19 protein-coding genes are annotated in these 26007 nt (G+C 59.6%); 15 read left to right on the top strand and 4 right to left on the bottom strand.

From position 1 onward, the window contains the following. The first annotated feature begins 39 nt into the window (after nucleotides 1-39). From minD to J2Y90_RS14330, 7 genes are all read left to right on the top strand, one after another. Entirely contained in the window at nucleotides 40-852 is an 813-nt protein-coding gene (minD, locus tag J2Y90_RS14360) for a septum site-determining protein MinD (protein WP_007913953.1), read from the top strand. Next, nucleotides 852-1106 (top strand): cell division topological specificity factor MinE, encoded by a 255-nt coding sequence (gene minE, locus J2Y90_RS14355; RefSeq protein ID WP_003223146.1) that lies wholly within the window; start codon nucleotides 852-854, stop codon nucleotides 1104-1106. The genes minD and minE overlap by 1 nt, the downstream gene beginning before the upstream one ends. Before the next feature lie 90 nt (nucleotides 1107-1196). Continuing rightward, nucleotides 1197-1832, top strand: a complete 636-nt coding sequence (locus J2Y90_RS14350) for an RluA family pseudouridine synthase (RefSeq protein ID WP_039763788.1) — start codon at nucleotides 1197-1199, stop codon at nucleotides 1830-1832. Between the two features lie 179 nt (nucleotides 1833-2011). Beyond that, on the top strand, nucleotides 2012-3301 hold the full coding sequence (locus tag J2Y90_RS14345; RefSeq protein ID WP_253500571.1) for a M18 family aminopeptidase: 1290 nt from the start codon (nucleotides 2012-2014) through the stop codon (nucleotides 3299-3301). A 192-nt stretch (nucleotides 3302-3493) separates the two neighbouring features. Next, a complete protein-coding gene (locus tag J2Y90_RS14340; protein ID WP_007965354.1) occupies nucleotides 3494-3670 on the top strand; it encodes a hypothetical protein in 177 nt (58 codons plus the stop codon). Between the two features lie 74 nt (nucleotides 3671-3744). Then, the gene (locus J2Y90_RS14335) at nucleotides 3745-5898 is read left to right on the top strand and encodes a mechanosensitive ion channel family protein (RefSeq protein WP_253500570.1); all 2154 of its coding nucleotides are present in this window, start codon (nucleotides 3745-3747) and stop codon (nucleotides 5896-5898) included. A gap of 64 nt (nucleotides 5899-5962) precedes the next feature. Then, entirely contained in the window at nucleotides 5963-7297 is a 1335-nt protein-coding gene (locus J2Y90_RS14330) for an amidohydrolase (RefSeq protein WP_253500569.1), read from the top strand. A 954-nt stretch (nucleotides 7298-8251) separates the two neighbouring features. Here the strand turns inward: J2Y90_RS14330 and J2Y90_RS14325 are convergent. Beyond that, the gene (locus J2Y90_RS14325) at nucleotides 8252-8965 is read right to left on the bottom strand and encodes a UTRA domain-containing protein (RefSeq protein ID WP_253500568.1); all 714 of its coding nucleotides are present in this window, start codon (nucleotides 8963-8965) and stop codon (nucleotides 8252-8254) included. Nucleotides 8966-9315: 350 nt separating this feature from the next. Between J2Y90_RS14325 and J2Y90_RS14320 the strand changes: the two genes are divergently transcribed. The 6 genes from J2Y90_RS14320 to J2Y90_RS14290 all read left to right on the top strand — a co-directional run bounded on the left by J2Y90_RS14320 (nucleotide 9316) and on the right by J2Y90_RS14290 (nucleotide 14673). Then, a complete protein-coding gene (locus tag J2Y90_RS14320; RefSeq protein ID WP_253500567.1) occupies nucleotides 9316-10383 on the top strand; it encodes an ABC transporter substrate-binding protein in 1068 nt (355 codons plus the stop codon). 180 nt (nucleotides 10384-10563) lie between these two features. After that, on the top strand, nucleotides 10564-11370 hold the full coding sequence (locus tag J2Y90_RS14310; protein WP_253500566.1) for an alkaline phosphatase family protein: 807 nt from the start codon (nucleotides 10564-10566) through the stop codon (nucleotides 11368-11370). A 5-nt stretch (nucleotides 11371-11375) separates the two neighbouring features. Next, nucleotides 11376-12212, top strand: a complete 837-nt coding sequence (locus J2Y90_RS14305; protein ID WP_253505167.1) for an ABC transporter permease — start codon at nucleotides 11376-11378, stop codon at nucleotides 12210-12212. Continuing rightward, the gene (locus J2Y90_RS14300) at nucleotides 12199-12999 is read left to right on the top strand and encodes an ABC transporter permease (protein ID WP_253500565.1); all 801 of its coding nucleotides are present in this window, start codon (nucleotides 12199-12201) and stop codon (nucleotides 12997-12999) included. Before J2Y90_RS14305 ends, J2Y90_RS14300 begins: the two co-directional genes overlap by 14 nt. Continuing rightward, a complete protein-coding gene (locus J2Y90_RS14295; protein ID WP_253500564.1) occupies nucleotides 12996-13985 on the top strand; it encodes an ABC transporter ATP-binding protein in 990 nt (329 codons plus the stop codon). The genes J2Y90_RS14300 and J2Y90_RS14295 overlap by 4 nt, the downstream gene beginning before the upstream one ends. Before the next feature lie 34 nt (nucleotides 13986-14019). After that, nucleotides 14020-14673, top strand: a complete 654-nt coding sequence (locus J2Y90_RS14290) for an HAD family hydrolase (protein WP_253500563.1) — start codon at nucleotides 14020-14022, stop codon at nucleotides 14671-14673. A 114-nt stretch (nucleotides 14674-14787) separates the two neighbouring features. Here J2Y90_RS14290 and J2Y90_RS14285 read toward each other — a convergent pair whose 3' ends face one another. Further along, nucleotides 14788-15750, bottom strand: coding sequence for a zinc-binding dehydrogenase (locus tag J2Y90_RS14285; RefSeq protein ID WP_253500562.1), 963 nt, complete (start codon nucleotides 15748-15750; stop codon nucleotides 14788-14790). A gap of 138 nt (nucleotides 15751-15888) precedes the next feature. Between J2Y90_RS14285 and J2Y90_RS14280 the strand changes: the two genes are divergently transcribed. Both J2Y90_RS14280 and J2Y90_RS14275 read left to right on the top strand, forming a co-directional pair. Beyond that, a complete protein-coding gene (locus J2Y90_RS14280; RefSeq protein ID WP_161806099.1) occupies nucleotides 15889-17973 on the top strand; it encodes a carboxy terminal-processing peptidase in 2085 nt (694 codons plus the stop codon). Between the two features lie 118 nt (nucleotides 17974-18091). Then, on the top strand, nucleotides 18092-19882 hold the full coding sequence (locus J2Y90_RS14275; RefSeq protein WP_253500561.1) for a bifunctional diguanylate cyclase/phosphodiesterase: 1791 nt from the start codon (nucleotides 18092-18094) through the stop codon (nucleotides 19880-19882). 991 nt (nucleotides 19883-20873) lie between these two features. Here the strand turns inward: J2Y90_RS14275 and J2Y90_RS14270 are convergent. Both J2Y90_RS14270 and J2Y90_RS14265 read right to left on the bottom strand, forming a co-directional pair. Next, nucleotides 20874-21260, bottom strand: a complete 387-nt coding sequence (locus J2Y90_RS14270; protein ID WP_253500560.1) for a hypothetical protein — start codon at nucleotides 21258-21260, stop codon at nucleotides 20874-20876. After that, nucleotides 21257-25969: an RHS repeat-associated core domain-containing protein gene (locus J2Y90_RS14265; RefSeq protein WP_253500559.1), complete on the bottom strand. Its 4713-nt coding sequence runs from the start codon at nucleotides 25967-25969 to the stop codon at nucleotides 21257-21259. The genes J2Y90_RS14270 and J2Y90_RS14265 overlap by 4 nt, the downstream gene beginning before the upstream one ends. Nucleotides 25970-26007: the final 38 nt, after the last annotated feature.

Here is a 26007-nt window from a genome sequence, read left to right as displayed (position 1 = left end):
AGGGGCTGAACAGTCCTTCTTCCTTAGGGGTGAAACACCTTGGCCAAGATTCTCGTGGTTACATCCGGCAAGGGTGGTGTGGGTAAGACCACCACCAGCGCCGCTATCGGTACCGGTCTCGCTCTGCGCGGCCACAAAACAGTGATCGTCGACTTCGACGTGGGCTTGCGTAACCTCGACCTGATCATGGGTTGCGAGCGCCGCGTGGTGTATGACTTCGTCAACGTGGTCAACGGCGAAGCCAACCTGCAACAGGCGCTGATCAAAGACAAGCGCCTGGAAAACCTCTACGTACTGGCGGCCAGCCAGACCCGCGACAAAGACGCGCTGACCGTCGAAGGCGTGGAAAAAGTCCTGATGGAGCTCAAGGAACAATTCGAGTTCGTCGTCTGCGATTCCCCGGCGGGCATCGAGAAAGGTGCGCACCTGGCAATGTACTTCGCCGATGAAGCGATCGTCGTGACCAACCCGGAAGTCTCCTCGGTACGTGACTCGGACCGCATGCTCGGCCTGCTGGCGAGCAAATCGCGCCGCGCCGAACGTGGCGAAGACCCGATCAAGGAACACCTGCTGATCACCCGCTACCACCCGGAGCGTGTTGAAAAGGGCGAGATGCTTGGCGTTGAAGACGTCAAGGAAATCCTCTCGGTAACCCTGCTCGGCGTCATCCCGGAATCCCAGGCAGTGCTCAAGGCTTCCAACCAGGGCGTGCCGGTGATTCTCGATGACCAGAGCGATGCCGGTCAGGCTTACAGCGATACCGTCGACCGCCTGCTGGGCAAAGAAAAAGCCCACCGATTCCTCGATGTCGAGAAGAAGGGATTCTTCGAGCGCCTGTTTGGAGGTAGGTAATGAACCTTTTTGACTTCTTTCGTGCCAACAAAAAGCCAAGTACCGCCTCGGTAGCGAAAGAGCGTCTACAGATCATCGTGGCGCATGAGCGCGGCCAGCGCAGCACGCCGGATTACCTGCCAGCCTTGCAAAAGGAACTGGTCGACGTGATCCGCAAGTACGTCAACATCGGCAACGACGACGTACACGTTGCGCTGGAAAGCCAGGGCAGTTGCTCGATTCTGGAACTCAACATCACCCTGCCTGATCGCTGAGTCGATCCGGCAGGTATGACGGCGGTTCAGGGCCATTCCCCGGTGGAATGGTCCTGAACCGCCGTTGGCATTTGTTACGAGGCTGTTTTAATGCCGCTGTCCAACATCCGCATCATCCATCAGGACGCCGCCGTACTGGTGGTCGACAAACCGACCCTGCTGCTCTCGGTGCCCGGCCGCGCTGACGACAACAAGGATTGTCTGATCACTCGCCTGCAGGAAAACGGCTATCCGGAAGCGCGCATCGTCCATCGGCTGGACTGGGAAACCTCCGGCATCATTCTGCTCGCGCGTGACGCCGACACTCATCGCGAACTGTCGCGGCAGTTTCACGACCGCGAAACCGAAAAGGCCTACACCGCTCTGGCCTGGGGTCAGCCGGAACTGGACAGCGGCAGCATCGACCTGCCGTTGCGCTACGACCCACCGACCAAGCCACGGCATGTGGTCGATCACGAATTCGGCAAGCATGCGCTGACGTTCTGGAAGGTTCTGGAACGTTGCGGCGACTGGTGCCGTGTCGAGCTGACACCGATCACCGGACGTTCGCATCAGTTGCGCGTGCACATGCTTTCGATCGGTCATCCGCTGCTCGGTGACGGCCTCTACGCCCACGAGCAAGCGCTGGCGGCCTGGCCGCGTCTGTGCCTGCACGCGAGCATGCTCAGCTTCACCCACCCGCAAACCGGCGAACGCCTGCGCTTCGAGTGCCCGGCGCCGTTCTGACAGCCAGCACCGGCCCCATGTGGGAGCGAGCCTGCTCGCGAAAGCGCTATCACATTCAGCGTTGATGTTGACTGATCAATCGCTTTCGCGAGCAGGCTCGCTCCCACAGGGGATCCGGTCCGGATTCAATTCCCCGGCCAATACGTTAAACTCCCGCCCATTGCTGTCTGGAGTTTCTTATGCGCGCAGAGTTGAACCAGGGCCTGATCGACTTTCTCAAGGCCTCCCCTACCCCGTTCCACGCCACCGCCAGCCTCGTTCAGCGTCTGGAGGCCGCCGGTTACGTGCGCCTCGACGAGCGCGAGCCATGGACCACCGAGGCCAACGGCCGCTATTACGTCACCCGCAACGACTCCTCGATCGTCGCGATCAAAATGGGCCGCAACTCGCCACTGCATGGCGGCATTCGTCTGGTCGGCGCCCACACCGACAGCCCGTGTCTGCGGGTCAAGCCGCAACCGGAACTGCAGCGTCAGGGTTTCTGGCAACTGGGCGTCGAAGTCTACGGCGGCGCGTTGCTGGCGCCGTGGTTCGACCGCGATCTGTCGCTGGCCGGCCGCGTCACTTTCCGCCGTGACGGCAAGGTCGAAAGCCAGTTGATCGACTTCAAGGCACCGATCGCGATCATTCCCAACCTGGCCATTCACCTCAACCGTGAAGCCAACCTCGGCTGGGCGATCAACGCGCAGACCGAACTGCCGCCGATTCTCGCCCAGTTCGCCGGTGACGAGCGCGTCGATTTCCGCGCCGTGCTCACCGATCAACTGGCCCGCGAACACGGCCTGAATGCCGACGTCGTGCTCGATTACGAGCTGAGTTTCTACGACACGCAAAGCGCAGCGGTGATCGGCCTGAACGGTGATTTCATTGCCGGTGCACGCCTCGATAACCTGCTGTCTTGCTACGCCGGCCTGCAAGCCTTGCTCAGCGCCGAAACCGACGAAACCTGCGTGCTGGTGTGCAACGACCACGAAGAAGTCGGCTCCTGCTCGGCCTGCGGTGCCGATGGCCCGATGCTCGAGCAGACCCTGCGCCGCCTGCTGCCGGAAGGCGACGAGTTCGTCCGCACCATCCAGAAATCCCTGCTGGTGTCGGCCGACAACGCCCACGGCGTGCATCCCAACTACGCGGAAAAACACGACGCCAACCACGGCCCGAAACTCAACGCCGGCCCGGTGATCAAGGTCAACAGCAACCAGCGCTACGCCACCAACAGCGAAACCGCCGGCTTCTTCCGCCATCTGTGCATGGCCGAAGAAGTCCCGGTGCAAAGCTTCGTGGTGCGTAGCGACATGGGCTGCGGCTCGACCATCGGCCCGATCACCGCCAGCCACCTGGGGGTTCGCACCGTCGACATCGGTTTGCCGACCTTTGCCATGCACTCGATCCGCGAGCTGTGCGGCAGCCATGACCTGGCGCATCTGGTCAAAGTGCTCAGCGCGTTTTATGCCAGTCGTGAGTTGCCGTAAAGGCTGAAAACTTCGCGAGCAGGCTCGCTCCCACATTGAGTTGCATTCCAACCTGTGGGAGCGAGCCTGCTCGCGAAAGCGCCTGTGCAGGCAGCAGAATCCTCTCTGACTTGATGCATTCCTGAGCCACATCACACCCCGCCTCGAAAACCTGCCTAGACTCTACGGATCCCACCAGACAAGGCAGTCTCCATGATCTCGATGTCCTCCTTCCACGCCATGCTCATCCCTATCCTCAGCGGGATGATCCTGCTGGCCATCGGCTTCAACTTCCGTGACAAGAACGCCGGTGTGTTTGCCATGTGGGTCGGCATGCTGATGATCCTCGCCACCGTGGTCTACAAGATCCTCGCCAAACTCAACGAATGACCGCGCCCGGCTCGCATTGCGCCGGAGGGCCTCGTACACTCCAGCGCATCCGCCTATCGCGAGGTTGTCTTCTGGTGTTCGCTCGTCTTTTTGCTTTACCCGGTCTGTTGCTTGTCTTGATCATGACGCTGCTGCCGCTGGCGCCCGCGCAAGCGGTCGGTCTGCCCGGCCTGCTCAACACTTCCAAGCCGCAAGCTGAAGCCCAGGAACCCCTCGGCCAGTCGCTGGACGAAGTGATCAAGTCACTGGAAAACGACAAGCAACGCGCGCAGCTGGTCAGCGATCTGAAGAAACTGCGCGACGCCACGAAAAAAGCTCAGGCCACTCCGGAAGAAGGCGTGCTAGGCCTGATCGGCGGCACCCTCGCTAACTTCGAGAAACAGTTTTCCGGCGCCGACAGCCCGCTCACCCGTTGGTCCAACGAGTTTGATCTGGCCAAGGATGAACTCACCAGCAAACTGCTGCCGGCCAACGAATGGCTGCCCATTATTTTCGGCTTCGCTGTGATCCTGATGGTCTGGAGCCTGCTCGCCGCCGCGCTGATCTGGCTCGGCCATCGCGTGCGCATGCGCTTTGGCCTTACCGAAGAACTGCCGCAACACCCCAAGGCCCTCGACATGCTGCGCTTCGCCCTGCGCAAGCTCGGGCCGTGGCTGATCGCCCTGGTGATGACGGTTTACATGAGCTACGTGCTGCCGTCATCGCTGGGCAAAAGCCTGGCGATGGTGCTGGCCTATGCCTTGGTGGTCGGCACCTGTTTCTCGGCGATCTGCGTGATTGCCTTCTCGTTGCTCGACGGCCCGCACCGCCATCGCGCGCTGTACATTCTTCGTCATCAGGCGTTCCGGCCACTGTGGCTGATCGGCAGCTTTGCGGCGTTCGGTGAAGCGCTGAGCGATCCGCGTCTGGTCGAGAGCCTGGGCGTGCATCTGGCGCACACTGCAGCGACCACCGCCAACGTACTCGCGGCACTGTCGACCGGCCTGTTCATTCTGCGATTCCGCCGGCCGATCGCGCACTTGATCCGCAACCAGCCGCTGTCGCGCCGCCTGACCCGCCGCGCCCTCAGCGACACCATCGAGATCCTCGGCACCTTCTGGTACGTGCCGGCGCTGGTGCTGGTCGGCATCTCGCTGTTCGCCACGTTCGTCTCCGCCGGCGACACCAGCACCGCGCTGCGGCAATCGCTGATCTGCACGGTTCTGCTGGTGTTGTGCATGGTCATCAACGGCCTCGTGCGTCGTCACTCGTTGAAGCCGCAACGCGGGCCGAAACGCCACGCGCTGTACTCGGAGCGCCTGAAGAATTTCTTCTATACCCTCGCGCATTTGCTGGTGTGGCTGATCTTCATCGAGCTGGGCCTGCGTGTCTGGGGCCATTCGCTGATCGCCTTCGCCGAAGGTGATGGCCATGACATCAGCGTCAGACTGTTCAGCCTGATCGGCACGCTGATTTTCTCCTGGCTGATCTGGATCCTCGCCGACACCGCCGTGCACCACGCCCTCACCCGCTCGCGCAAAGGCCTGGCCAACGCCCGCGCCCAGACGATGATGCCGCTGATCCGCAACGTGCTGTTCGTGGCGATTTTTATCATCGCGCTGATCGTCGCGTTGGCGAACATGGGCATGAACGTCACGCCACTGCTGGCCGGTGCCGGTGTGATCGGCCTGGCCATCGGTTTCGGCGCGCAGTCGCTGGTCGCCGACCTGATCACCGGCCTGTTCATCATCATCGAAGACTCGCTGGCCATCGACGATTACGTCGACGTCGGCGGCCACCTCGGCACCGTCGAAGGCCTGACCATCCGCACCGTCCGCCTGCGCGACATCGACGGCATCGTCCACACCATCCCGTTCAGCGAAATCAAAAGCATCAAGAACTACTCGCGGGAATTCGGCTACGCGATCTTCCGTGTCGCCGTGCCGTACAACATGGAAATCGACGACGCGATCAAACTGATGCGCGACGTCGGCCAGAAGATGCGCAGCGACCCGCTGCAACGCCGCAACATCTGGTCGCCGCTGGAGATTCAGGGCGTGGAAAGTTTCGAATCCGGCAGCGCGATACTGCGCGCACGGTTCAAGACTGCACCGATCAAACAGTGGGAGGTTTCTCGGGCGTTCAATTTGTCGCTGAAAAGGCAACTGGATGAGGCGGGGCTCGATCTGGCGACACCGCGGATGAGTGTGCAGGTGATTACTGCCGGTGGCGGTCAGCCGAAGGAATAGCACTCAGGCGCACGGTTGCAGTCACAGGCAAGGAAGCCAACAACAATAATCAAGGAGAAACCCCATGCAACTGACGCGCATTGCCCAGACCCTTTTGCTCACCCTGGTCGCCAGCCAGGCCGGCGCCGCGACGATGGACAGCGCCCGCACACAGATTGCCGAGCAGGCGCAAAAGCTTGAACCGCAGCTGCTGGAAACCCGCCGCGACCTTCACGCCCATCCAGAACTCGGCAACACTGAAAAACGCACCGCCGAGCTGGTCGCCAAACAACTGCGGGCCATGGGCCTGGAAGTGAAAACCGGCGTCGCCCGCACCGGTGTGGTTGCCATCCTGAAGGGCGCCCTGCCCGGCCCGACCGTGGCCCTGCGCGCCGACATGGACGCGCTGCCGGTCAAGGAGGTCGCCGACCTGCCGTTCGCCTCGAAAGCCAAAGGCACTTATCTCGACAAGGAAGTCGACGTCATGCATGCCTGCGGCCACGACGCCCACACCGCGATCCTGCTCAGCGCGGCGAAAATTCTGACGGGCATGCGCGACACTTTGCCCGGCACCGTGGTGTTCTACTTCCAGCCCGCCGAAGAAGGCCCGAGCGATTTCATTCCCGACGGCAAAAACACTTGGGGCGCAAAAATGATGGTCGAAGAAGGCGTGATGAAATCGCCGAAACCCGACGCGGTGTTCGGCCTGCACGTCTGGGCCGGCGTCCCCGCCGGCCAGATCGCCTACCGCCCCGGCCCGACCCTGGCCAGCTCCGACGACCTGCGCATCAAGATCCACGGCAAACAAACCCACGCCGGCCGCCCTTGGGACGGCATCGACCCGATCACCGTCGGCGCGCAAACCATCGTCGGCCTGCAAACCGTGGTCAGCCGTCGCACCGACATTTCCTCTTACCCGTCGGTAGTCAGCATCGGCACCATCAACGGCGGCACCCGCTACAACATCATCCCCGAATCACTCGACATGACCGGCACCATCCGCTCCTACGACTACGGCATCCGCCAGAAACTTCACAGCGATGTGCGCCAGACCATCGAGAAAATCGCCGAAAGCGGCGGCGCGAAAGCCGACGTCACCATCATCGAAAAGTACGACCCGACCATTAATAACCCGGCACTGACGGAGAAGATGCTGCCGACTCTGAAGTGGGCGGCCAAGGATGATGTAGTGCAGGGTCCACTGGTGGGTGGTGCGGAAGATTTCTCGTTTTTTGCCAAAGAGGCGCCGGGACTGTTCGTGTTTCTCGGGGTGACGCCGCGGGATCAGGACATGAGCAAGGCTGCGCCGAATCACAATCCGGGGTTCTTTGTGGATGAATCGGCGCTGGTGGTTGGGGTCAGGACATTGGCTTCGTTGGCGACGGATTATCTGTATGGGAATGCGGGGGTGGGCAAGTAGATAGGGGTGACTGTGGGGGCGCCTGCGCGAGCAAGCTCGCTCCCACAGGGATTGAGTACATCCGACAGAGACTGGTCGGCTGCCAGGGCGCCTTCGCGAGCAGGCTCACTCCTACATTGGACCGAGCTCATCCTCAAAGAAGAGGTCGGCTGCCAGGGCGCCTTCGCGAGCAAGCTCGCTCCTACAATTGGATCGAGTTCATCCTCAGGAATCAGGTCGGCTGTCAGGGCGCCATCGCGAGCAGGCTCACTCCTACATTGGACCGAGCTCATCCTCAAAGAAGAGGTCGGCTGCCAGGGCGCCTTCGCGAGCAAGCTCGCTCCTACAATTGGATCGAGTTCATCCTCAGGAATCAGGTCGGCTGTCAGGCCGCCATCGCGAGCAGGCTCACTCCTACACTTGGATCGAGTTCATCCTCAGGAATCAGGTCGGCTGTCAGGGCGCCTTCGCGAGCAGGCTCACTCCTACACTTGGATCGAGTTCATCCTCAAGAATCAGGTCGGCTGGCAGGCCGCCATCGCGAGCAGGTTCGCTCCCACACAAAGCAAAATCAAAAGATCGCAGCCTTCGGCAGCTCCTACCCACGATGAGCGTTAGCTCGAGTTCCGCTTTTGATCCTGGAGCCCGTCGGCAGGCTGAGCGGAGGGATTGATCCGGGCGTGGGAGCGCAGCGACCGTCTGGCGCAGCCAGACACAGCGGAAGGAGGTGCAGCGAAGCAAACCGGAGCCGCTGCGCCAGGATCGATTCCGCAGCGAAGGAACCCCGAGCCCCAGCGAGGGACCGAACGTCAGAGCACAGACTTTTGGTTACTTTGGGCTGGGCCGGCATTCCGGCGTTTGCCAAAGTGACCCGCCGTAAGAGCGGAACCGCCAGAAGCAACACCCACAGCAACGGATATTCACCCAAAAACCCCAAAACCTGGTCGGCCCAGAGGCCGCCAAGGTCAAAAAAGGTCAAACCACATCAACCCCAACGTGAATCGCATCATGCCGCCAAAACTCCAGATCACAATCAATCAACCGCCCATGCTGATCATAATTGACCCGCGCAATGCGCAACCCCGGACTCCCCACCGACACTCTTAAAGCCGCCGCCGCATCAACAGATAAAGAGGTAGGCACAATCTCAAAGCGCACCCGCCCATAGTGCAAATCGTAATGCCGCGCATACAACTCGGTAATCGACTGATTCAGATCAAAATCAAGAATTCCCGGAAAAAACTGCGGATTCAAATAGTGCTCCACATACAACACCAACCGCCCATCAATCCGCCGCGAGCGGCAAATCTGAATCACGCTCGACAACGCCGGCAACTGCAACCACGCACACACCGCCGCTGAAGCCGGCTGCAAGCGTGCCGAAATCACCTCGGTCGAAGGATCGCGCCCCTGCGCACTGACCATCGCGTGAAAATGACTGCGCTGCATCAGGTTGTACGCCAGGCGTGGCGGCGACACGAACCAGCCACGGCGCTCTTCGCGATAAATCTGCCCCTGCGCCTCCAGCTGCAACAACGCCTCGCGCACAGTGATTCGCGTGGTCCCGAACAACTCGCTGAGCTTGCGTTCGGCCGGCAACTTGCTGCCGGCCGCCAGCAGCCCGTGATCGAGCTGCTCCTGCAACACCTGGCCAATCGCTGTCACCGCTTTCGTTGCCTCATCGCGCATCAACGTTACCTATCTGGACTAGACCAGCACTGTTTCGGGGCAAATCCGAGCGCCGATCAAAGCGCTTTTGTGTGTTGCAAGCCTAGGCAGTGCAGATGACCGCCAGATGACAAAACTACCGAACGGTCGCTTTCACGACTTGCAATACATCGGCCAATTCCCCTGCTCACCAGGGTTTTTAGGGTGGTCTACGCTTATCTGGCACCTGCCGATCACGGGCAGATGAAACACCTGCCGCAGGGCCAGCGACATCAAAGTGTCATCCGGCTCACCTAAATTGGCTCAGGTATTGCTGACCTAGACCAACACAACCGCAATCGCAGCGTTGAACACGACCAAGGAGCTTCGGAATGAAACAGCTTTTCCTGGCAACACTGTTAGGCTCGACCATTGCAATGTGCACCGCCGCGATGGCGGCCGACACCGATCTGAAAACCCTCGAAGCCGCTGCGAAGGCGGAAGGCGCCGTCAACAGCGTCGGCATGCCCGATGACTGGGCCAACTGGAAAGGCACCTGGGAAGACCTGGCCAAGAAATACGGCCTGAAACACATCGATACCGACATGAGCTCGGCCCAGGAAATCGCCAAGTTCGCCGCCGAAAAAGACAATGCCACCGCCGACATCGGCGACGTCGGTGCCGCCTTCGGCCCGATCGCGGTCAAGCAAGGCGTGGTGCAACCGTACAAGCCAAGCACCTGGGATCAGGTTCCGGACTGGGCCAAAGACAAGGACGGCAACTGGGCGCTGGCCTACACCGGCACCATCGCTTTCATCGTCAACAAGAAGCTGCTGCACGGCTCCGAGGTGCCGACCAAATGGGCTGACCTCAAAACCGGCAAGTACAAGGTCTCCATCGGTGACGTGAGCACCGCCGCCCAGGCCGCCAACGGCGTGCTCGCCGCAGCACTGGCCAACGGTGGCGACGAGAAAAACATCCAGCCAGCCTTGCTGCTGTTTGCAGACATCGCCAAACAGGGCCGCCTGTCGATGGCCAACCCGACCATCGCCACCATGGAAAAGGGCGAGATCGAAGTCGGCGTGGTGTGGGACTTCAACGGTTTGAGCTACAAGGCCAAGATGGCCAACCCGGATGACTACGTGGTGCTGATCCCGTCCGACGGTTCGGTGATTTCCGGTTACACCACGATCATCAACAAGTACGCAAAAAACCCCAACGCCGCCAAGCTGACCCGCGAATACATCTTCAGCGACGCCGGCCAGACCAACCTCGCGCGAGGCAACGCCCGGCCGATCCGCGCCGAACACCTGCAACTGCCGGAAGACGTGAAAGCCAAACTGCTGCCGAACGAGCAGTACAAAAAGGTCACGCCGATCAAGGACGCCGATGCGTGGGAAAAGACCTCCAAGGCCCTGCCGCAGAAGTGGAACGAGGAAGTCATCGTAGAGATGAAGTAATCCCGTAGATCCCTGTTCGGGATCCGCTGAAGATCCAAATGTGGGAGCGAGCCTGCTCGCGAAGGCGGCGTGTCAGTCGACATCACTGTTGAATGATGTACCGCATTCGCGAGCAGGCTCGCTCCCACAGGGGATCGAGTTAGTTTCGGACTATATGAATTTCGCGGAGTTCTTGCCCCTATGAAGCACAACGTCATCCTTGTCGTGCTCGACGGCCTCAATTACGAGGTTGCATGTCACGCCATGGGGCATCTGCAGGCTTATGTTGGCGCAGGACGCGCGGCGCTCTATCGACTGGAGTGCGAGCTGCCCGCCCTGTCCCGACCGCTTTACGAATGCATTCTCACCGGTGTGCCGCCGATCGACAGCGGCATCGTCCACAACAATGTCTCGCGCCTGTCCAACCAGCGCAGCATCTACCACTACGCCCGCGATGCCGGACTGAAAACTGCCGCTGCGGCGTATCACTGGGTCAGCGAGTTGTATAACCGCTCACCGTTCGTGGCTGCGCGCGACCGCCACACCGACGATCCGGCGTTGCCGATCCAGCACGGACATTTCTACTGGAACGATCATTATCCGGATTCGCACCTTTTCGCCGACGCCGAGAATCTACGCCTGCGCCACGCGCCGAATTTCCTTCTGATCCACCCTATGAATATCGACGATGCCGGCCACAGGCACGGCCTCGACAGCTCGCAATACCGCAACAGCGCGCGCTCCGCCGACATCATCCTCGCCGACTATCTGCAGAGCTGGCTCGACGCTGGTTATCAGGTATTGGTGACCGCCGACCACGGCATGAACAACGATCGCTCGCACAACGGCCTGCTCCCGGAAGAACGCCAGGTGCCGCTGTTTGTCCTCGGCGATGCGTTCAGCCTGAACCCTGACGCCACACCGAAGCAGACCGAGCTCTGCGGCACGGTCTGCGAACTCCTCGGCGTACCCCACGACAAACCCCTGTGCCGGGAGCTGCTCAAGTGAACTCCATGACTCGCGGCAAATGGCTCGCGGCGCTGTGTCTGGTGCCCTTCGCGCTGTTCTTTATCGTCTTCGAAATCGCCCCGCTGGTCTGGGTGATGATCAACAGCCTGCAATCGGAAGAGGCCGGCTGGGGACTGGCCAACTTCAGCAAGGTTTTCAGTTCGAAGTTCTATCGGCAGGCGATCCAGTACAGCCTTGAGATCAGTTTCTGGTCGAGCGTATTCGGCATCATCATTGCCGTGCTAGGTGCGTATTCCCTGCGCCGAGTCGATTCGAAGCTGCGCAACTTTGTGAACGCCTTTGCCAACATGACCAGCAACTTCGCCGGCGTGCCGCTGGCGTTCGCGTTCATCATCCTGCTCGGTTTCAACGGCAGCATCACCATCATGCTGAAGCAGTCGGGGATCATTCAGGATTTCAATCTGTACTCGAAAACCGGCCTGATCATCCTCTACACCTACTTCCAGATTCCCCTCGGCGTGCTGCTGCTCTACCCCGCCTTCGACGCCTTGCGCGAAGACTGGCGCGAGTCCGCCGCGTTGCTCGGCGCCAACGGCTGGCAGTTCTGGCGACACATCGGTCTGCCGGTGCTGACCCCGGCGTTGCTCGGTACTTTCGTCATCCTGCTGGCCAACGCCCTTGGCGCCTACGCCACGGTTTATGCGCTGACCACCGGCAACTTCAACGTCCTGCCGATTCGTATTGCAGCGATGGTCTCCGGCGACATTTCCCTTGATCCGAACCTGGCCAGCGCCCTGGCCGTGGTGCTTGTGGCGCTGATGACCATCGTCACCGTCGTGCATCAACTGTTGTTGAAGAGGAGCTACCATGTCTCGCGCTGAATCCGGCCCGGCCGGCCTCTACCACCGCGTCGTGGTCTACCTGCTGTTCGCCATCCTGTTGTTGCCGCTGGCGGGCACGCTGGTCTACTCGATCGCCAGCAGTTGGTCGGCGACGATTCTGCCCAGCGGCTTCACCTTCAAGTGGTACATCCAGCTGTGGAGCGATCCGCGGTTTCTGCACGCGTTCGGCCAATCGCTGATCGTCTGTGTCGGCGCTTTGGTCTTGTCGGTGGTGCTGATCCTGCCGCTGCTGTTCGTCGTGCATTACCACTTTCCGAAACTCGATGCGCTGATGAACATCCTCATCCTCCTGCCCTTCGCGGTACCGCCGGTGGTGTCCTCGGTGGGGCTGTTGCAGCTCTATGGTTCCGGGCCGATGGCGATGGTCGGCACGCCCTGGATTCTGATCGGCTGCTACTTCACCGTGGCGCTGCCCTTCATGTACCGGGCGATAACCAACAACCTGCAAGCGATCAACCTGCGCGATCTGATGGATGCTGCGCAACTGCTCGGCGCCAGCACCTTTCAAGCGGCGTTCCTGGTGGTGCTGCCGAATTTGCGCAAGGGTCTGATGGTGGCGTTGCTGCTGTCGTTCTCGTTCCTCTTCGGCGAGTTCGTATTCGCCAATATTCTGGTCGGCACGCGCTACGAAACCCTGCAGGTGTATCTGAACAACATGCGCAACAGCAGTGGTCACTTCACCAGTGCGCTGGTCATCTCGTATTTCTTCTTCGTGCTGGTCCTGACCTGGATCGCCAACATCTTGAACAAGGACAAAAGCGAATGAGCTACGTCAGCGTCCAAAACCTGCAGAAAAGTTATGCCGGCACCACGGTATTCAGCGACATCGATTGCGAAATCAACAAAGGCGAGTTCGTCACCCTGCTCGGTCCGTCCGGGTGCGGCAAGTCGACTTTGTTGCGCTGCATCGCCGGACTGACGCCGGTGGATGGCGGCCAGATCCTCCTCGACGGTGTCGACATCGTGCCGTTGAGTCCGCAGAAACGCGGCATCGGCATGGTCTTTCAGAGTTATGCGCTGTTCCCCAACATGACTGTCCAACAGAACGTTGCCTTCGGCTTGCGCATGCAAAAGGTCAATGCCGATGACAGCCACAAGCGCGTCGCTGAAGTGTTGAAACTGGTTGAACTGCACGACTTCGCCAGCCGCTATCCGCATCAACTGTCCGGTGGTCAGTGCCAACGTGTCGCCCTCGCCCGTTCGCTGGTGACCCGCCCGCGCTTGTTGCTGCTGGATGAGCCGCTGTCGGCACTCGATGCACGGATTCGCAAGCACCTGCGCGAACAGATCCGTCAGATCCAGCGCGAACTCGGCCTGACCACGATCTTCGTTACCCACGATCAGGAAGAAGCGCTGACCATGTCCGATCGCATTTTCCTGATGAATCAGGGAAAGATCGTACAGAGCGGCGACGCCGAAACCCTCTACACCGCACCGGTCGATGTGTTCGCCGCCGGCTTCATCGGCAACTACAACCTCCTTGATGCCGAGGCTGCGTCAAAGCTGTTGCAACGGCCGATCAACCACCGCATCGCCGTCCGCCCGGAAGCCATCGAACTGAGCCTCGACGGCGAACTGGACGCGCAGATCCGCAGCCACAGCCTGCTCGGCAACGTCATTCGCTATCGTGTCGAAGCGCGCGGCGTGGAACTGGTGGTCGATGTGCTCAACCGCTCGGCCGCCGATCTGCATCCCGACGGACAACGCCTGGCACTTTCCATCGATGCGACAGCCTTGTGTGAGGTAGCCTGATGACTTTGCTGACGTTGAAGAGAGAACTGCACTGATGGCCCTGGCAATTTTTGATCTGGACGATACGTTGATCCACGGCGACTGCGCCACCCTCTGGTGCGAGCAGATGGGGCGCCTCGGCTGGGTCGATCCCGAGTCGTTCATGCGCCGCAACAACGAGCTGATGGACGCGTACAGCCATGGCAAATTGCGCATGGAAGAGTACATGGACTTCAGCCTCGAACCGATGATCGGGCGTACGCCGGAGGAAATCGAACACTTGGTCGGGCCGTGGGTTGAAGACTTCATCGAACCGATCATCTTCAGCGACGCGACCAAAACCATCGCCGCCCACCGCAAGGCCGGCGACCGGATTCTGGTGATCTCGGCGTCGGGCACACATCTGGTTGGTCCGATCGCTGATCGCCTGGGCATCGACGAAATATTGGCCATCGAACTGGAAGTCACCCATGGCGTGTATAGCGGCAACACCGTCGGCACCCTGACGTATCGCGAAGGCAAGATCACCCGTTTGCTGGAATGGCTCGATGCCGAAGAAGAAAACCTCGAAGGCGCGAGCTTCTATTCCGACTCACGCAATGATCTGCCATTGCTACTGAAGGTGGACTTCCCGCATGTGGTCAACCCGGATCCGGTGCTGCTTGAGCACGCAGAGAAGGCCGGCTGGCCGATCCATCTCTGGAAATGACGAAGATTTCATGTAGGAGTGAGCCTGCTCGCGATGGCGGTGTTCCAGTCAGCATTGATGTTGGCTGACACGCCGCAATCGCGAGCAGGCTCACTCCTACAGGAACCTGTTGTGTCAGCTAAGACTGTCGTCAATCACCAACACCAACTTGCCCGCCACCGTGTTGCTTGCCAGCTCGGCAAACGCCGCTTCGGCATCCTTCACCGCAAACGCTTTGGCCAACTGCGGACGCAAGCGCCCCTCGGCAAACAGCGGCCAGACATGCTGGCCCAGATCGCTGAGCAGATCGGCCTTGAACTGATCGTCACGGCTGCGCAACGTCGAACCGAGCAGTTGCACACGCTTGCCCAACACCTGCGCCAGATCCAGCGTCGCCTCGCGTCCGCCCATCAAACCGATCAGCACCCAGCGCCCGTCCAGCGCCATCAGTTTGAGGTTCAGCGCTGAATAATTGCCGCCCACCGGGTCGAGAATCACATCGAACGGCCCAAAGTCGCGCAGGCTCTCGATGTCATCGGTGCGCACCACGCCGCCCTGGGCACCCAGCGCTTCGCAGTAAGCCAGACGCTCGGCGGAACCGACGCTGACCCAGCACGGGTTACCGAACGCCTTGCACAGCTGAATGGCCGCTGAACCGATTCCACTTGCGCCGGCGTGCAGGAGAATTTTCTCACCGGGTTTCAACGCTGCAAGTTGAAACACATTCAGCCAGACGGTGGCGTACACCTCGGGCAACGCTGCCGCTTCGATCAGCGAAACGCCCTCGGGCACCGGCAGCACATGCCGTCCGTCGACGACCACTTCTTCGGCCATGCCGCCCCCGGCCAGCAAGGCGCAGACCCGATCGCCGACCTGCCAGGACGAGCCCGCACCGACCTCGCTGACCACACCGGAGCACTCAAGACCGAGCACTTGGCTGGCACCCGGCGGCGGCGGATAAAGCCCTGCCTTCTGTAATAAATCGGCCCGATTGAGGCCAGCTGCCGCCACACGGATGCGGACTTGTCCTACATCACATGTAGGACTCGGCTCTTCAACCCATGCCACTTGACCTTCAACGCCTTGCAATGCCTTCACACTGCCTCCATAGTGAGTCTGGACTGAGCCCGAAGCTGTAGCGCCGGGCTTTTTGCATTATGCGACCGGCTCTCAAAGAACCGGCGACTTCAAAGACGGCCTAATATGCGTTATCAATTGTCCCCGCGTCGAATCAGCATGAAGCATCTGCTCCCCAGCACCGCCCTCGCTCTTTTCATCGGTATCGGTCTGTTGCCGGTGTCGGGCACCACATTCGCAGCCAACAGCTGGGACAAGTTGCAGCCTGATCGCGATGAAGTCATCGCCAGCCTGAACGTCGTCGAGTTGCTCAAGCGTCACCACTACAGCAAGCCGCCGCTCGACGATGCGCGCTCGGTGATCATCTACGACAGCTACATCAAGCTGCTCGACCCGTCCCGCAGCTATTTCATGGCCAGCGACATCGCCGAATTCGACAAGTGGAAGACCCAGTTCGACGACTTCCTCAAAAGCGGCGACCTCAACGCCGGGTTCACCATCTACAAGCGCTACCTGGACCGCGTCAAAGCGCGTCTGGACTTCGCCCTTGCCGAGCTGAACAAGGGCGTCGACAAGATGGACTTCAACACCAAGGAGACCTTGCTGATCGATCGCAAGGACGCGCCATGGCTCAAGTCCACCGCAGAACTCGACGACCTGTGGCGCAAACGCGTCAAGGACGAAGTGCTGCGCCAGAAGATCGCCGGCAAAGAGCCGAAGCAGATCCAGGAAACCCTGACCAAGCGCTACAAGAATCAGCTGGCGCGCCTGGACCAGACCCGTGCCGAAGACATCTTCCAGGCGTACATCAACACCTTCGCCATGTCCTACGACCCGCACACCAATTATCTGTCGCCGGATAACGCGGAAAACTTCGACATCAACATGAGCCTGTCCCTTGAGGGCATCGGTGCCGTGTTGCAGAGCGACAACGATCAAGTGAAAGTCGTACGTCTGGTACCGGCCGGCCCGGCTGACAAAACCAAGCAGGTCGCTCCGGCGGACAAGATCATCGGCGTTGCCCAAGGCAACAAGGAAATGGTCGACGTGGTCGGCTGGCGTCTGGACGAAGTGGTCAAATTGATTCGCGGTCCGAAAGGCACCGTGGTGCGTCTGGAAGTGATCCCGGCGAGCAATGCGCCGAATGACCAGACCACCAAGATCGTGCCGATCACCCGTGAAGCGGTGAAGCTCGAAGACCAGGCCGTGAAAAAGTCGATCCTCAGCCTGAAACAGGACGGCAAGGACTACAAACTTGGCGTGATCGAGATCCCGGCTTTCTACCTCGACTTCAAGGCGTTCCGTGCCGGCGACCCGGATTACAAGAGCACCACTCGCGACGTCAAGAAGCTGCTCACCGAGTTGCAGAAAGACAAAGTGGACGGCGTGGTCATCGACCTGCGCAACAACGGCGGCGGTTCCCTGCAGGAAGCCACCGAGCTGACCAGCCTGTTCATCGACAAAGGCCCGACCGTACTGGTGCGTAATGCCGACGGCCGGGTCGACGTGCTCGAAGACGAAAACCCTGGCGCGTTCTACAAAGGCCCGATGGCGCTGCTGGTCAACCGCCTGTCCGCCTCGGCTTCGGAGATCTTCGCCGGCGCCATGCAGGACTATCACCGCGCGCTGATCATCGGTGGCCAGACCTTCGGCAAAGGCACCGTGCAGACCATTCAGCCGCTGAACCATGGCGAACTGAAACTGACCCTGGCCAAGTTCTACCGCGTCTCCGGGCAGAGCACCCAGCATCAGGGCGTGCTGCCAGACATCGATTATCCGTCGCTGATCGACACCAAGGAAATCGGCGAAAGCGCCCTGCCGGAAGCCATGCCGTGGGACACCATCCGCGCGGCGATCAAACCGGCGGCCGATCCGTTCAAGCCGTTCCTCGCTCAGTTGAAGTCCGAACATGACGCGCGCACCAACAAGGATGCCGAGTTCGTGTTCATCCGCGACAAGCTGGCCCTGGCGCAGAAACTGATGGAAGAAAAAACCGTCAGCCTCAACGAAGCCGATCGTCGTGCCCAGCACGCCGACATCGACGCCAAGCAGCTGGCGATGGAGAACATCCGTCGCAAGGCCAAAGGCGAAGAACCGCTCAAAGAGCTGAAGAAAGAAGACGAGGACGCACTGGCCGCTGCCGAGCCGGACAAGGTCAAACCGGAAGACGATGCCTACCTGAGCGAAACCGGGCGCGTACTGCTGGATTATCTGAAGCTGAGCAATCAGGTGGCCAAGAAGTAAGTGATGGCAAATTAGTGCTGACGATCCTCGGATCGTCATCAAACAGTCATCATTCTGTCGTGCAATAAAGGACCGGGAGCAAGCGCTCCCGGTCCTTTTTTTATCGCCAGAGACTGCCATGACCACGACCGAACAGCTGAGCGCCTTGAGCTCGATCCTGACTCAAAGCGGTTTACACAGCCTGTTCCAGCCGATCATCTGCCTCTCCGAACGACGCATTCTCGGTTACGAAGCCCTCACCCGTGGCCCATCCAACAGTCCTCTGCACTCGCCAATCGCCCTGTTCGCCGTAGCGCGTCAGGCCGGTCGATTGAGCGAACTGGAAATCGCCTGCCGACAAAGCGCCTGTCGCCGTTTCAACGAACAGCAGTTGCCGGGCAAGCTGTTCCTCAACGTCTCGCCGGAATCCTTGCTCGAAGCAGCGCACCAACCGGGGCGCACGTTGCAACTGTTGCAGGACTTCGGTATCCCGCCGAGCCAGGTAGTCATCGAACTCACCGAGCAAACGCCTATCGACGATTTTCAGTTGCTGCAAACTGCCCTGCATCATTACCGCGCGATGGGCTTTTCCATCGCGCTGGACGATTTGGGGGCTGGGTACTCGAGCCTTCGTCTATGGTCGGAACTGCGTCCGGACTACGTGAAGATCGACCGGCACTTCATCGATGGCATTCATCAGGATGCATTGAAAAGAGAGTTTGTCGGGTCGATTCTGCAAATCGCCAAGGCTTCGCGCGCACTGGTTATTGCCGAGGGTATCGAGTTAGCGGAAGAACTCGCGGTACTCACGGAAATGGGCGTCGATCTGGTGCAGGGTTATTTGCTCGGCCGCCCTCAGGAACATCCATCCCGCGACGCCCGCGCCATGATGCCCAAACACGACAGCAACGCCGTCGCGCTGAACGACGAAGGCAGCGACCTCAGCGCCTTGCTCAACGACCAGCCCGCCGTCCAGCGTGATACGCCAACCGCCTCGGTGCTCGAAGCCTTCCGCCGCCAGGCGAACCTCAATTCACTCGCGGTGCTCGACGAACAAGGCCAGCCCTGCGGCATTGTCCATCGCCACTCCCTGTCGGACGCTCTGCTCAAACCGTTTGCCACCGAGCTCTTCGCCCGCAAACCGATCAGCCGCCTGATGAACGACGACTTCCTCGCCGTCGAAATGAGCCAGTCACTGCAGCAAGTCAGCCGCCTGATCACCAGCCGCGCCCGCCAGCGCATCGAAGAAGACTTCATCATCACCCTCAACGGCGGCTACCTCGGCCTCGGCCGGGTCATCGACGTGCTGAAACTGATCACCGAACTGAAGATTCAACAGGCGCGCTACGCTAATCCACTCACCCTGTTGCCGGGCAACGTACCGATCCAGCAATGCCTCACCCGCCTGCTGCAACAGGCCCGCGAATCGATCATCTGCTACGTCGACATCGACAGCTTCAAACCCTTCAACGACATCTACGGCTATGGCCGCGGCGACGAAGTCCTGCTCTGCCTTGCGCAATGCCTCAACGAACGCGTCGACCCCACCCGCGACTTCGTCGGCCACATCGGCGGCGACGACTTCCTCCTCGTCCTCGGCCCCGAAGACTGGCGCAAACGCCTCAACCAACTGCTCGACGACTTCCAAAGCCAATGCCGCCGCTTCTACCGCCCCGAGCATCTGGAGGCCGGTTGCTTTGTTGCGCCCAACCGCCAAGGGGTACGGCAGGAGTTTGCGCTGTTGTCGTTATCGATTGGGGTGGTGCATTTGCGACCTGAAGCATGCGCAACGCTTGATGCCAGCCAGCTTGCGGAGATAGCTTCGCAGGCTAAGCATCATGCGAAGGATGTTGTGGGGTTTAGTGTTTATTTGTTGGAAACTGGCACCGCTCCTATCCTTCAGCCGACACAGCTAATCGGCCAACGTTGATCAGCTAACGATGCGGATCACGTTGGCGGGTTTACTGGAGAAAGTGTCTATAAGGCCATTCTGAGCTTTACCGAGAATCATCGGCAAACGCTCAGCACTTTTATCGTCTGGCAAGAGATAACTCGTTAGCCCAAACTTCGGTCAGGATAGAGTACACATGTTCGAAAAAACCCCGCGGATCTTTCATTTCATTCCATCCGAGGGGGAGCAACGAATGCGAGAAAGGATCATGTTTAAAAGCGTCCGAAAGCTTACTTGTTTCGCCATCAAGAGACCGTCTCAATACAGAAACCAAGACAAGCTTGTGCCGAGGAGTCAAACCAGAAAATCTTTTCACTATAAACCTGCGAATTAACTCGGCTCTGTCTATAGGACACTCAGGGTCATACTTCTCCAACTCAGCACCCAAGGTCTCCTCGCGATCATATATATCGAACCCTCCAAGAAAATGCTTCAATTGCGGATTGTATGGAGCATCGAGATAGGGATGCATTAACATCAGACGGTCTCCACCGGATACAAAGCGAAAGGCTGCAAAGTCTCAAAGTCAAATTTCATTTCGAACCCGCTCATCTTTGAGATGAATCGGGGCTCTGAAGGATTCGATGGGTTAGGCTCGTATCCTTCTCCAACGTTTTCTGCCGGCATACGAACAACCAAGTTCCCCATAGCGTCTTCACCCGTAAATCGCGGCATATTTCTCGCCTCCCTCGTCAGCGATTCTTGATAAGCGTTCATCTGCGCTCGGTGAGTTAGGAACCTAGAACCGTACACACCTCTAAACTCATTTTCTTGCGCAGAAGATTCAACATAGCAATCGGACTTCATCAAAATATCAACCATATTATTTTCGTGCCTTAGACAGTCTTACTTGACATTACATAATCACTGAAGGAAAGCCTACTCAGCCAGTTCCCATCCTGTGCGGGCGTAGTTACACGCAAAAAACCGATATCATGTGAGCTGATAGAGACAAAATCTTTCAACAACCTCAAGCTCCCATCCAACCTAGATAGAATAATCGTTGCTCGTCTGGATTTCTTGTTAAACCTTGATCTTCATAGTCAAATATAAAAACCAGATCGTTCACAGTGGGCTCCCTACCAACCTCCAACTCGTAAGCTTTAAGACCCAGAGACATTTGCGACGACATGCTTGAGGGATGAACATTCAACTTCGCTCCCTTACAGTAAAAATCCAGCTGAGGATTATCTTTTCTCAACAATGCAAAACACTTATAAAAATCACGTTCAAAATAGGTTTTTTTCCGTCCGCAAATATCCGCAGTCGCAATAGATATCTCTTCATCATCGCATACGAGATTGACCTTCTGCTTTTCGCCATTTTTTACGACGACAACCGAAAACTGTGTCTTCACTTACCAACCCTCCTGTACGGATTAGGAATAGAATAGCCAAACTCTCTACCATCATCGATTATCAGCGTAGCGCCAAGAATATCCTCTCGCTTAATTTCACCGGGAATAGCAATTTCCTGCTCTTGACTAAAATTATATGCTGCACCCAACTCTTTTTTGAGGTCTCGACCAGGAATCATCTTGAGGGTGTAGAGAAATCCCGGCCTCGTAAAATAGCTGGTAGCGAATGTTTTACCCATATCACGAGATAAAGAGGTGCTGATGAAATTACTAGGAGGAAAGTCACTATCGATCGAATGCAGGAATAGATCGTTGCTATCTCCCTTACTTTTGAATCCATTCTCGAAAACTTCAGACGGATCTGTCGCTGCCCCCCGATATAAGTAGGCTTGTTGTGGTAGTGACTGAGATGGATGATCTTCACCTCCCTGTATTCCTTTCGTGGGATCGATCGGTTGGAATACTGGTTTGTTGCATTTGTCGTCCGGACAATTACTCAACCCCAACGGATCCACCCACCCCGTCGGATTCGGCACGTACTGGTACTGATTCAACCCGCCTGCCAGCTTCACCGGATCCGGGGTCAGATACCGCCCTAGCCTCGGGTCGTAATACCGATGGCGGTTGTAATGCAGGCCGCTTTCAACATCGAAGTACTGCCCCTGAAAACGCAGCGGCTGGTCGAGGTAGTCTTCGCCGGCCAGGGTGACGGCGGCGACTTTGCCGTAGGCGTCGTATTGCGCGGACCAGACGATTTCGCCGCTGTAGTCGGTGAGTTCCTGCGGGGTGCCGAGGTGGTCAAGCTGGTAGTAGAACGGGCAGGCCTTTTTCGGGCCTTTGCCGTCGAGCATCGCCAGTGGGCGGAAGGTGCCGGGTTCGTAGAGGAAGTTGCGGTATTGGCTGGCGCTGCTTTCGGCGACAAGGTGCTCGCCTTGCCAGAAAAATTCGGTGGTGACGCCGTCGATGGTTTTGCGGATGCGCCGGCCGAAGGCGTCGTACTGGTAGCTGGCGGTCTGGCCGTCGGGGCGGGTCAGGCCGATGAGGCGGTGCTGGCAGTCGTAGCGGTATTCGGTGACCAGGGTCTGGCCGTGGCCGCGGCGTTCGCGGATCAGGTTGCCGAAGGCGTCGTAGTCGTAATGACGGTCGCCCTGCATCAGCAGGCGATTGCCCTTGATCTGCGCCGGGCCGGGGCGGTCCTGCATCAGCAGGTTGCCGGCCGGGTCGTGGGCGAAGGATTCGGGCAGTTCGTCGCGTGAGTGACGTACGCGGATCAGCCGGTCAAGGGCATCGTAGCCGTAGGTGCGCTGGCCGTGGCGACTGTCGGCGATGTGCTCGAGATTGCCGTTGGCGCTGTAGGCATAATCGCGACGGTACAGCGAGGCGCCGCGATGGCCTACGGCGTGGGCGAGCAAACGGCCCTGATCGTCGTAGGCATATTCGCTGAGCAGCAGGCCTTGCTGGCGTTGCTGCTCGCGACCGGACTGATACACATGCCGGGTCAGCGGCGTGCCGTTGAGGTCGATGGCTGACAGCGCACCGCCCTTGACGTAGTGATAGTCGAGCTTGCTGTTGTCCGGCAGGCGCAGGCGTTTGAGCTGACCGCAAGCATCGTAGGCGTAGCGCAAAGTGCCCCAGCCTTGGTGCTCGGTGATCAGCCGGTCCTGACGGTCGTACTCGAAGGCCAGCGGATGGTTCTGCCCGTCATCGACACCGATCAATCGGCCGAAGCGGTCGTAGTCATATCGCACCTTGATCCCGTCGGGCAGGATTTTGACGAGCAGACGCCCGGCCTTGTCGCGCTGGTAGTGGGTGACCAGACTGGGGCCGAAATCACCAAACTCGGTTTTTTCCAGCAGATGGCCATTGAGGTCGTAAACGTACGCGGTACGCCGCCCATCAAACCCGGTTTCCTGTCGGATCAATCCGGTCGGCGTGTAATCCAGTCGGTACTTTTCTCCGGACTCGTTTTCGATCTCGGTGAGCAACAGCCGCGCATGGTCATAGCGATACTGCACACGGGTGCCGTCGGGGTTGATCCGCCGCGAGACCAGGTGCAGATCGTCGTCATATTCGTAGCGGGTGATGCGCCCCAGTTCATCGCGCTCGGCGGTGATCTGGCCGTAGGCGCCGTAGCTGTAGGCGCGCGTGCTTCCCGTAGGAGAAGTCGTCAGGATCAGTCGGCCGGCCGCGTCCCACTGCTGACGGCTGACGACACCAAATTCGTCCTGGGTGGTAATCCGCCGGCCCAGCGCATCGTAGGAAAAGCGCCGCACGCCACCGTCGGGCAGAGTTTCTTCGATGAGCTGACCGAGTTCGTTCCACACCCAGCGATGGCGGCTGCTGTCCGGGTAACGCAACGACAGCAACTGACCGCGCAGGTTGTAGTAGTAATGGGTGACCTGACCGTCAGGATCGACCGCTTCGGTGACGGCGCCTTCGGCGTTGCGCCGATAGATCCACACCGCATCACCGCGGCAGCGCTTGTGGAGAAAACCGTTGCGGTACTCGTAGGACGTTGGCGCCTCGTCCGGCGGAATCAGCGCGATCAGCCGCCCGACCTCGTCGTAGCGGTATTCGGTGACCGCGCCCAACGCATCCTGCTCGGCGATCAAGCGGCCCTGTTCGTCATAGGCCTTGAGCTGCTCACCGCCATCGGCCGCAACCTGGCGCACCAACCGCGCGCGCTCGTCGTGGACGTAGACTTCTTCGGTGCCGTCGACGTAGTGCACGGTCACGCTGGCGTCGTCATCGTTCCAGACGTAACGCGTGTTCATCTGCGAGAAAGACGCCCAATGCCGCACGCAGCGCGCCGCTTTGCCCTCGCGCTGCCACTCCCAGAAGAAGCTCGCGCCGCCGGTCAGCTGCCGCTGGAGGATGACGTGGTGGTCGTCGTAGTCGTAGCGCTCGCTGTCGCCGACCGTATTGGTCGCAACCAGCAGGCGTTGGCGGGCATCGAAGCTGTAGGTGGCGAGGTTTTGTTCGGTGGTCCACTCGCCCTGAACCAAGACCTGATAATCGACCGCCACCAGTTGCGCGCGGTCATAACGCAACAGCAGCGCGCGGCCGGCGCCGTTGTCCAGACGCTGAATGCGGTCGGAGCGGTCGCGTTGCAGGGTCAGACGATTGCCGTAGACATCGCTGATCGCCGTCAGCCGGCCGGCGCGAAAGTGATAGAACCGCGCGGTTTCCCCGGCCAGAGCCAGAATCAGCTCTTCCGGTTCATCGCCGAGAAAAATCGCCGCCCGCGACAGGCTGTTGTGAATCGCCGGACGCGCGACATTGGGCAAGGGAAAACGGGTGCGGCGGTTTTCGTGGTCGATCCAGTTCACGCCATCGCCGTCGAAGGCCAGCCGATGGGCCAGGGTGTGGCTCCAGCCGAAACCCAGGCCGATGTCGATCTCGACGGCGCTGCTGCGGTACAAACGAGTGAACTCGAAGGGCAGCACGCCGTCGAGCACCGCGTCGGTCAGGGTCAGCAGTTCTTCGCCGGTGACCATCGACACCGGACAGCCGTTGGTGCAGGTGTTGGGCACGCAGTCGGCAGCATCGCCGTTGGGGTTTTTCGCCTGGTCGGGGGCGTCGTCGTGCTGTTCGTCTTTCTTCAACATGGCGTTGCGCTTGGCGTCCCAGCGCAATTGCATCCGACCCTTTTTCACCCCGGCGGCGATGCCCCGCGCGGCGACGGCCTTGTAGCGGTCGACGTATTCAATGAAGCCGTTGATGATGCCGAACAGCGCCTTGACCAGACGCTTGGCGACGTTGAACAACTGGGCTGCACGGTCGGCCAGACGCAGCGTCAGATAAGCGATCCCCGCCCCCGCCCCGACGAATGTCAAAACGACAGCGATCAGTACATCGATGATCAGTTGCACGATCATCATCGACGCCACTTCAGCAGACTTGCCGGCAATCTCGCTGGGCGGCAGCATGTCCAGCCACAGGCTCGCCGACCGTAGCAGCAAGCACATCGCTGCCTCATCACTGACCAGCAACTGCAGCTTTTCCATAAGATCAGGCGCGGTCTGCGCCAGCTTGATAAGGTCAGCCGCGCCGCTGCCCAGGCGCTCGGCAAACTTGCCGGGATCCTGAAGAATTTCCGAGAGCTGACCGAGGCTGTCCCACACCCCTTCGATGGCCGCCCAACTGCCGGCGAGCATGCCGTTACTGGCCGCTGTGGCCACCGACTGTGACCATTGCGGCTTGAAACCCTGCCACTCGCTGCGCAGCCAGCGTTCCAGTTCGCCGGTCAAACCGTCGTAGGATTTGAACAGCTCCGCGACTTGATTGGAGGTAACAGCGCTGTGCACCAGAACGCGGTAGAACTTGCCCTCGTCGCCTCTGAACTCGCCCTTGCCCTGCTGATCAAGGGTGATCGGGGTAGGCTCGCCGCTTTCCACGTCAACCACGTCGACGGTGATGTTCCCCAGCGGGATGTCGTAGACCGATTCGAACTTGCTCTCGATCTGCATCAGCCCGCCCTGCGGGCACTGGACGACGCTGGAAGAAAACTCGTCGTCGCTGCTGCTGACCGCCGTGCTGCGATCACCGAAGCGAATGATCCGCTCCATGCCCACCAGCGACGGCAGATCTGCTGCCCCGCTGATCTGGTCCGCCCTGCGACTGAGCCAGTGATCGAGCTGTTTGCGGTAGAGACTGAGCGTTTGCGGAAAGCTGTCGAGTTCCTGCTCGATGCGAGCGATGGCTTCCATCAACACACGCAGGCAGACAAGGTGGGCTGAAAAACGGG

The organism is Pseudomonas koreensis, from assembly GCF_024169245.1.
Taxonomy (GTDB): domain Bacteria; phylum Pseudomonadota; class Gammaproteobacteria; order Pseudomonadales; family Pseudomonadaceae; genus Aquipseudomonas; species Aquipseudomonas koreensis_F.
Note: the sequence above shows the minus strand (reverse complement) of the source record. Positions and strands in the feature narration are given on the sequence as shown.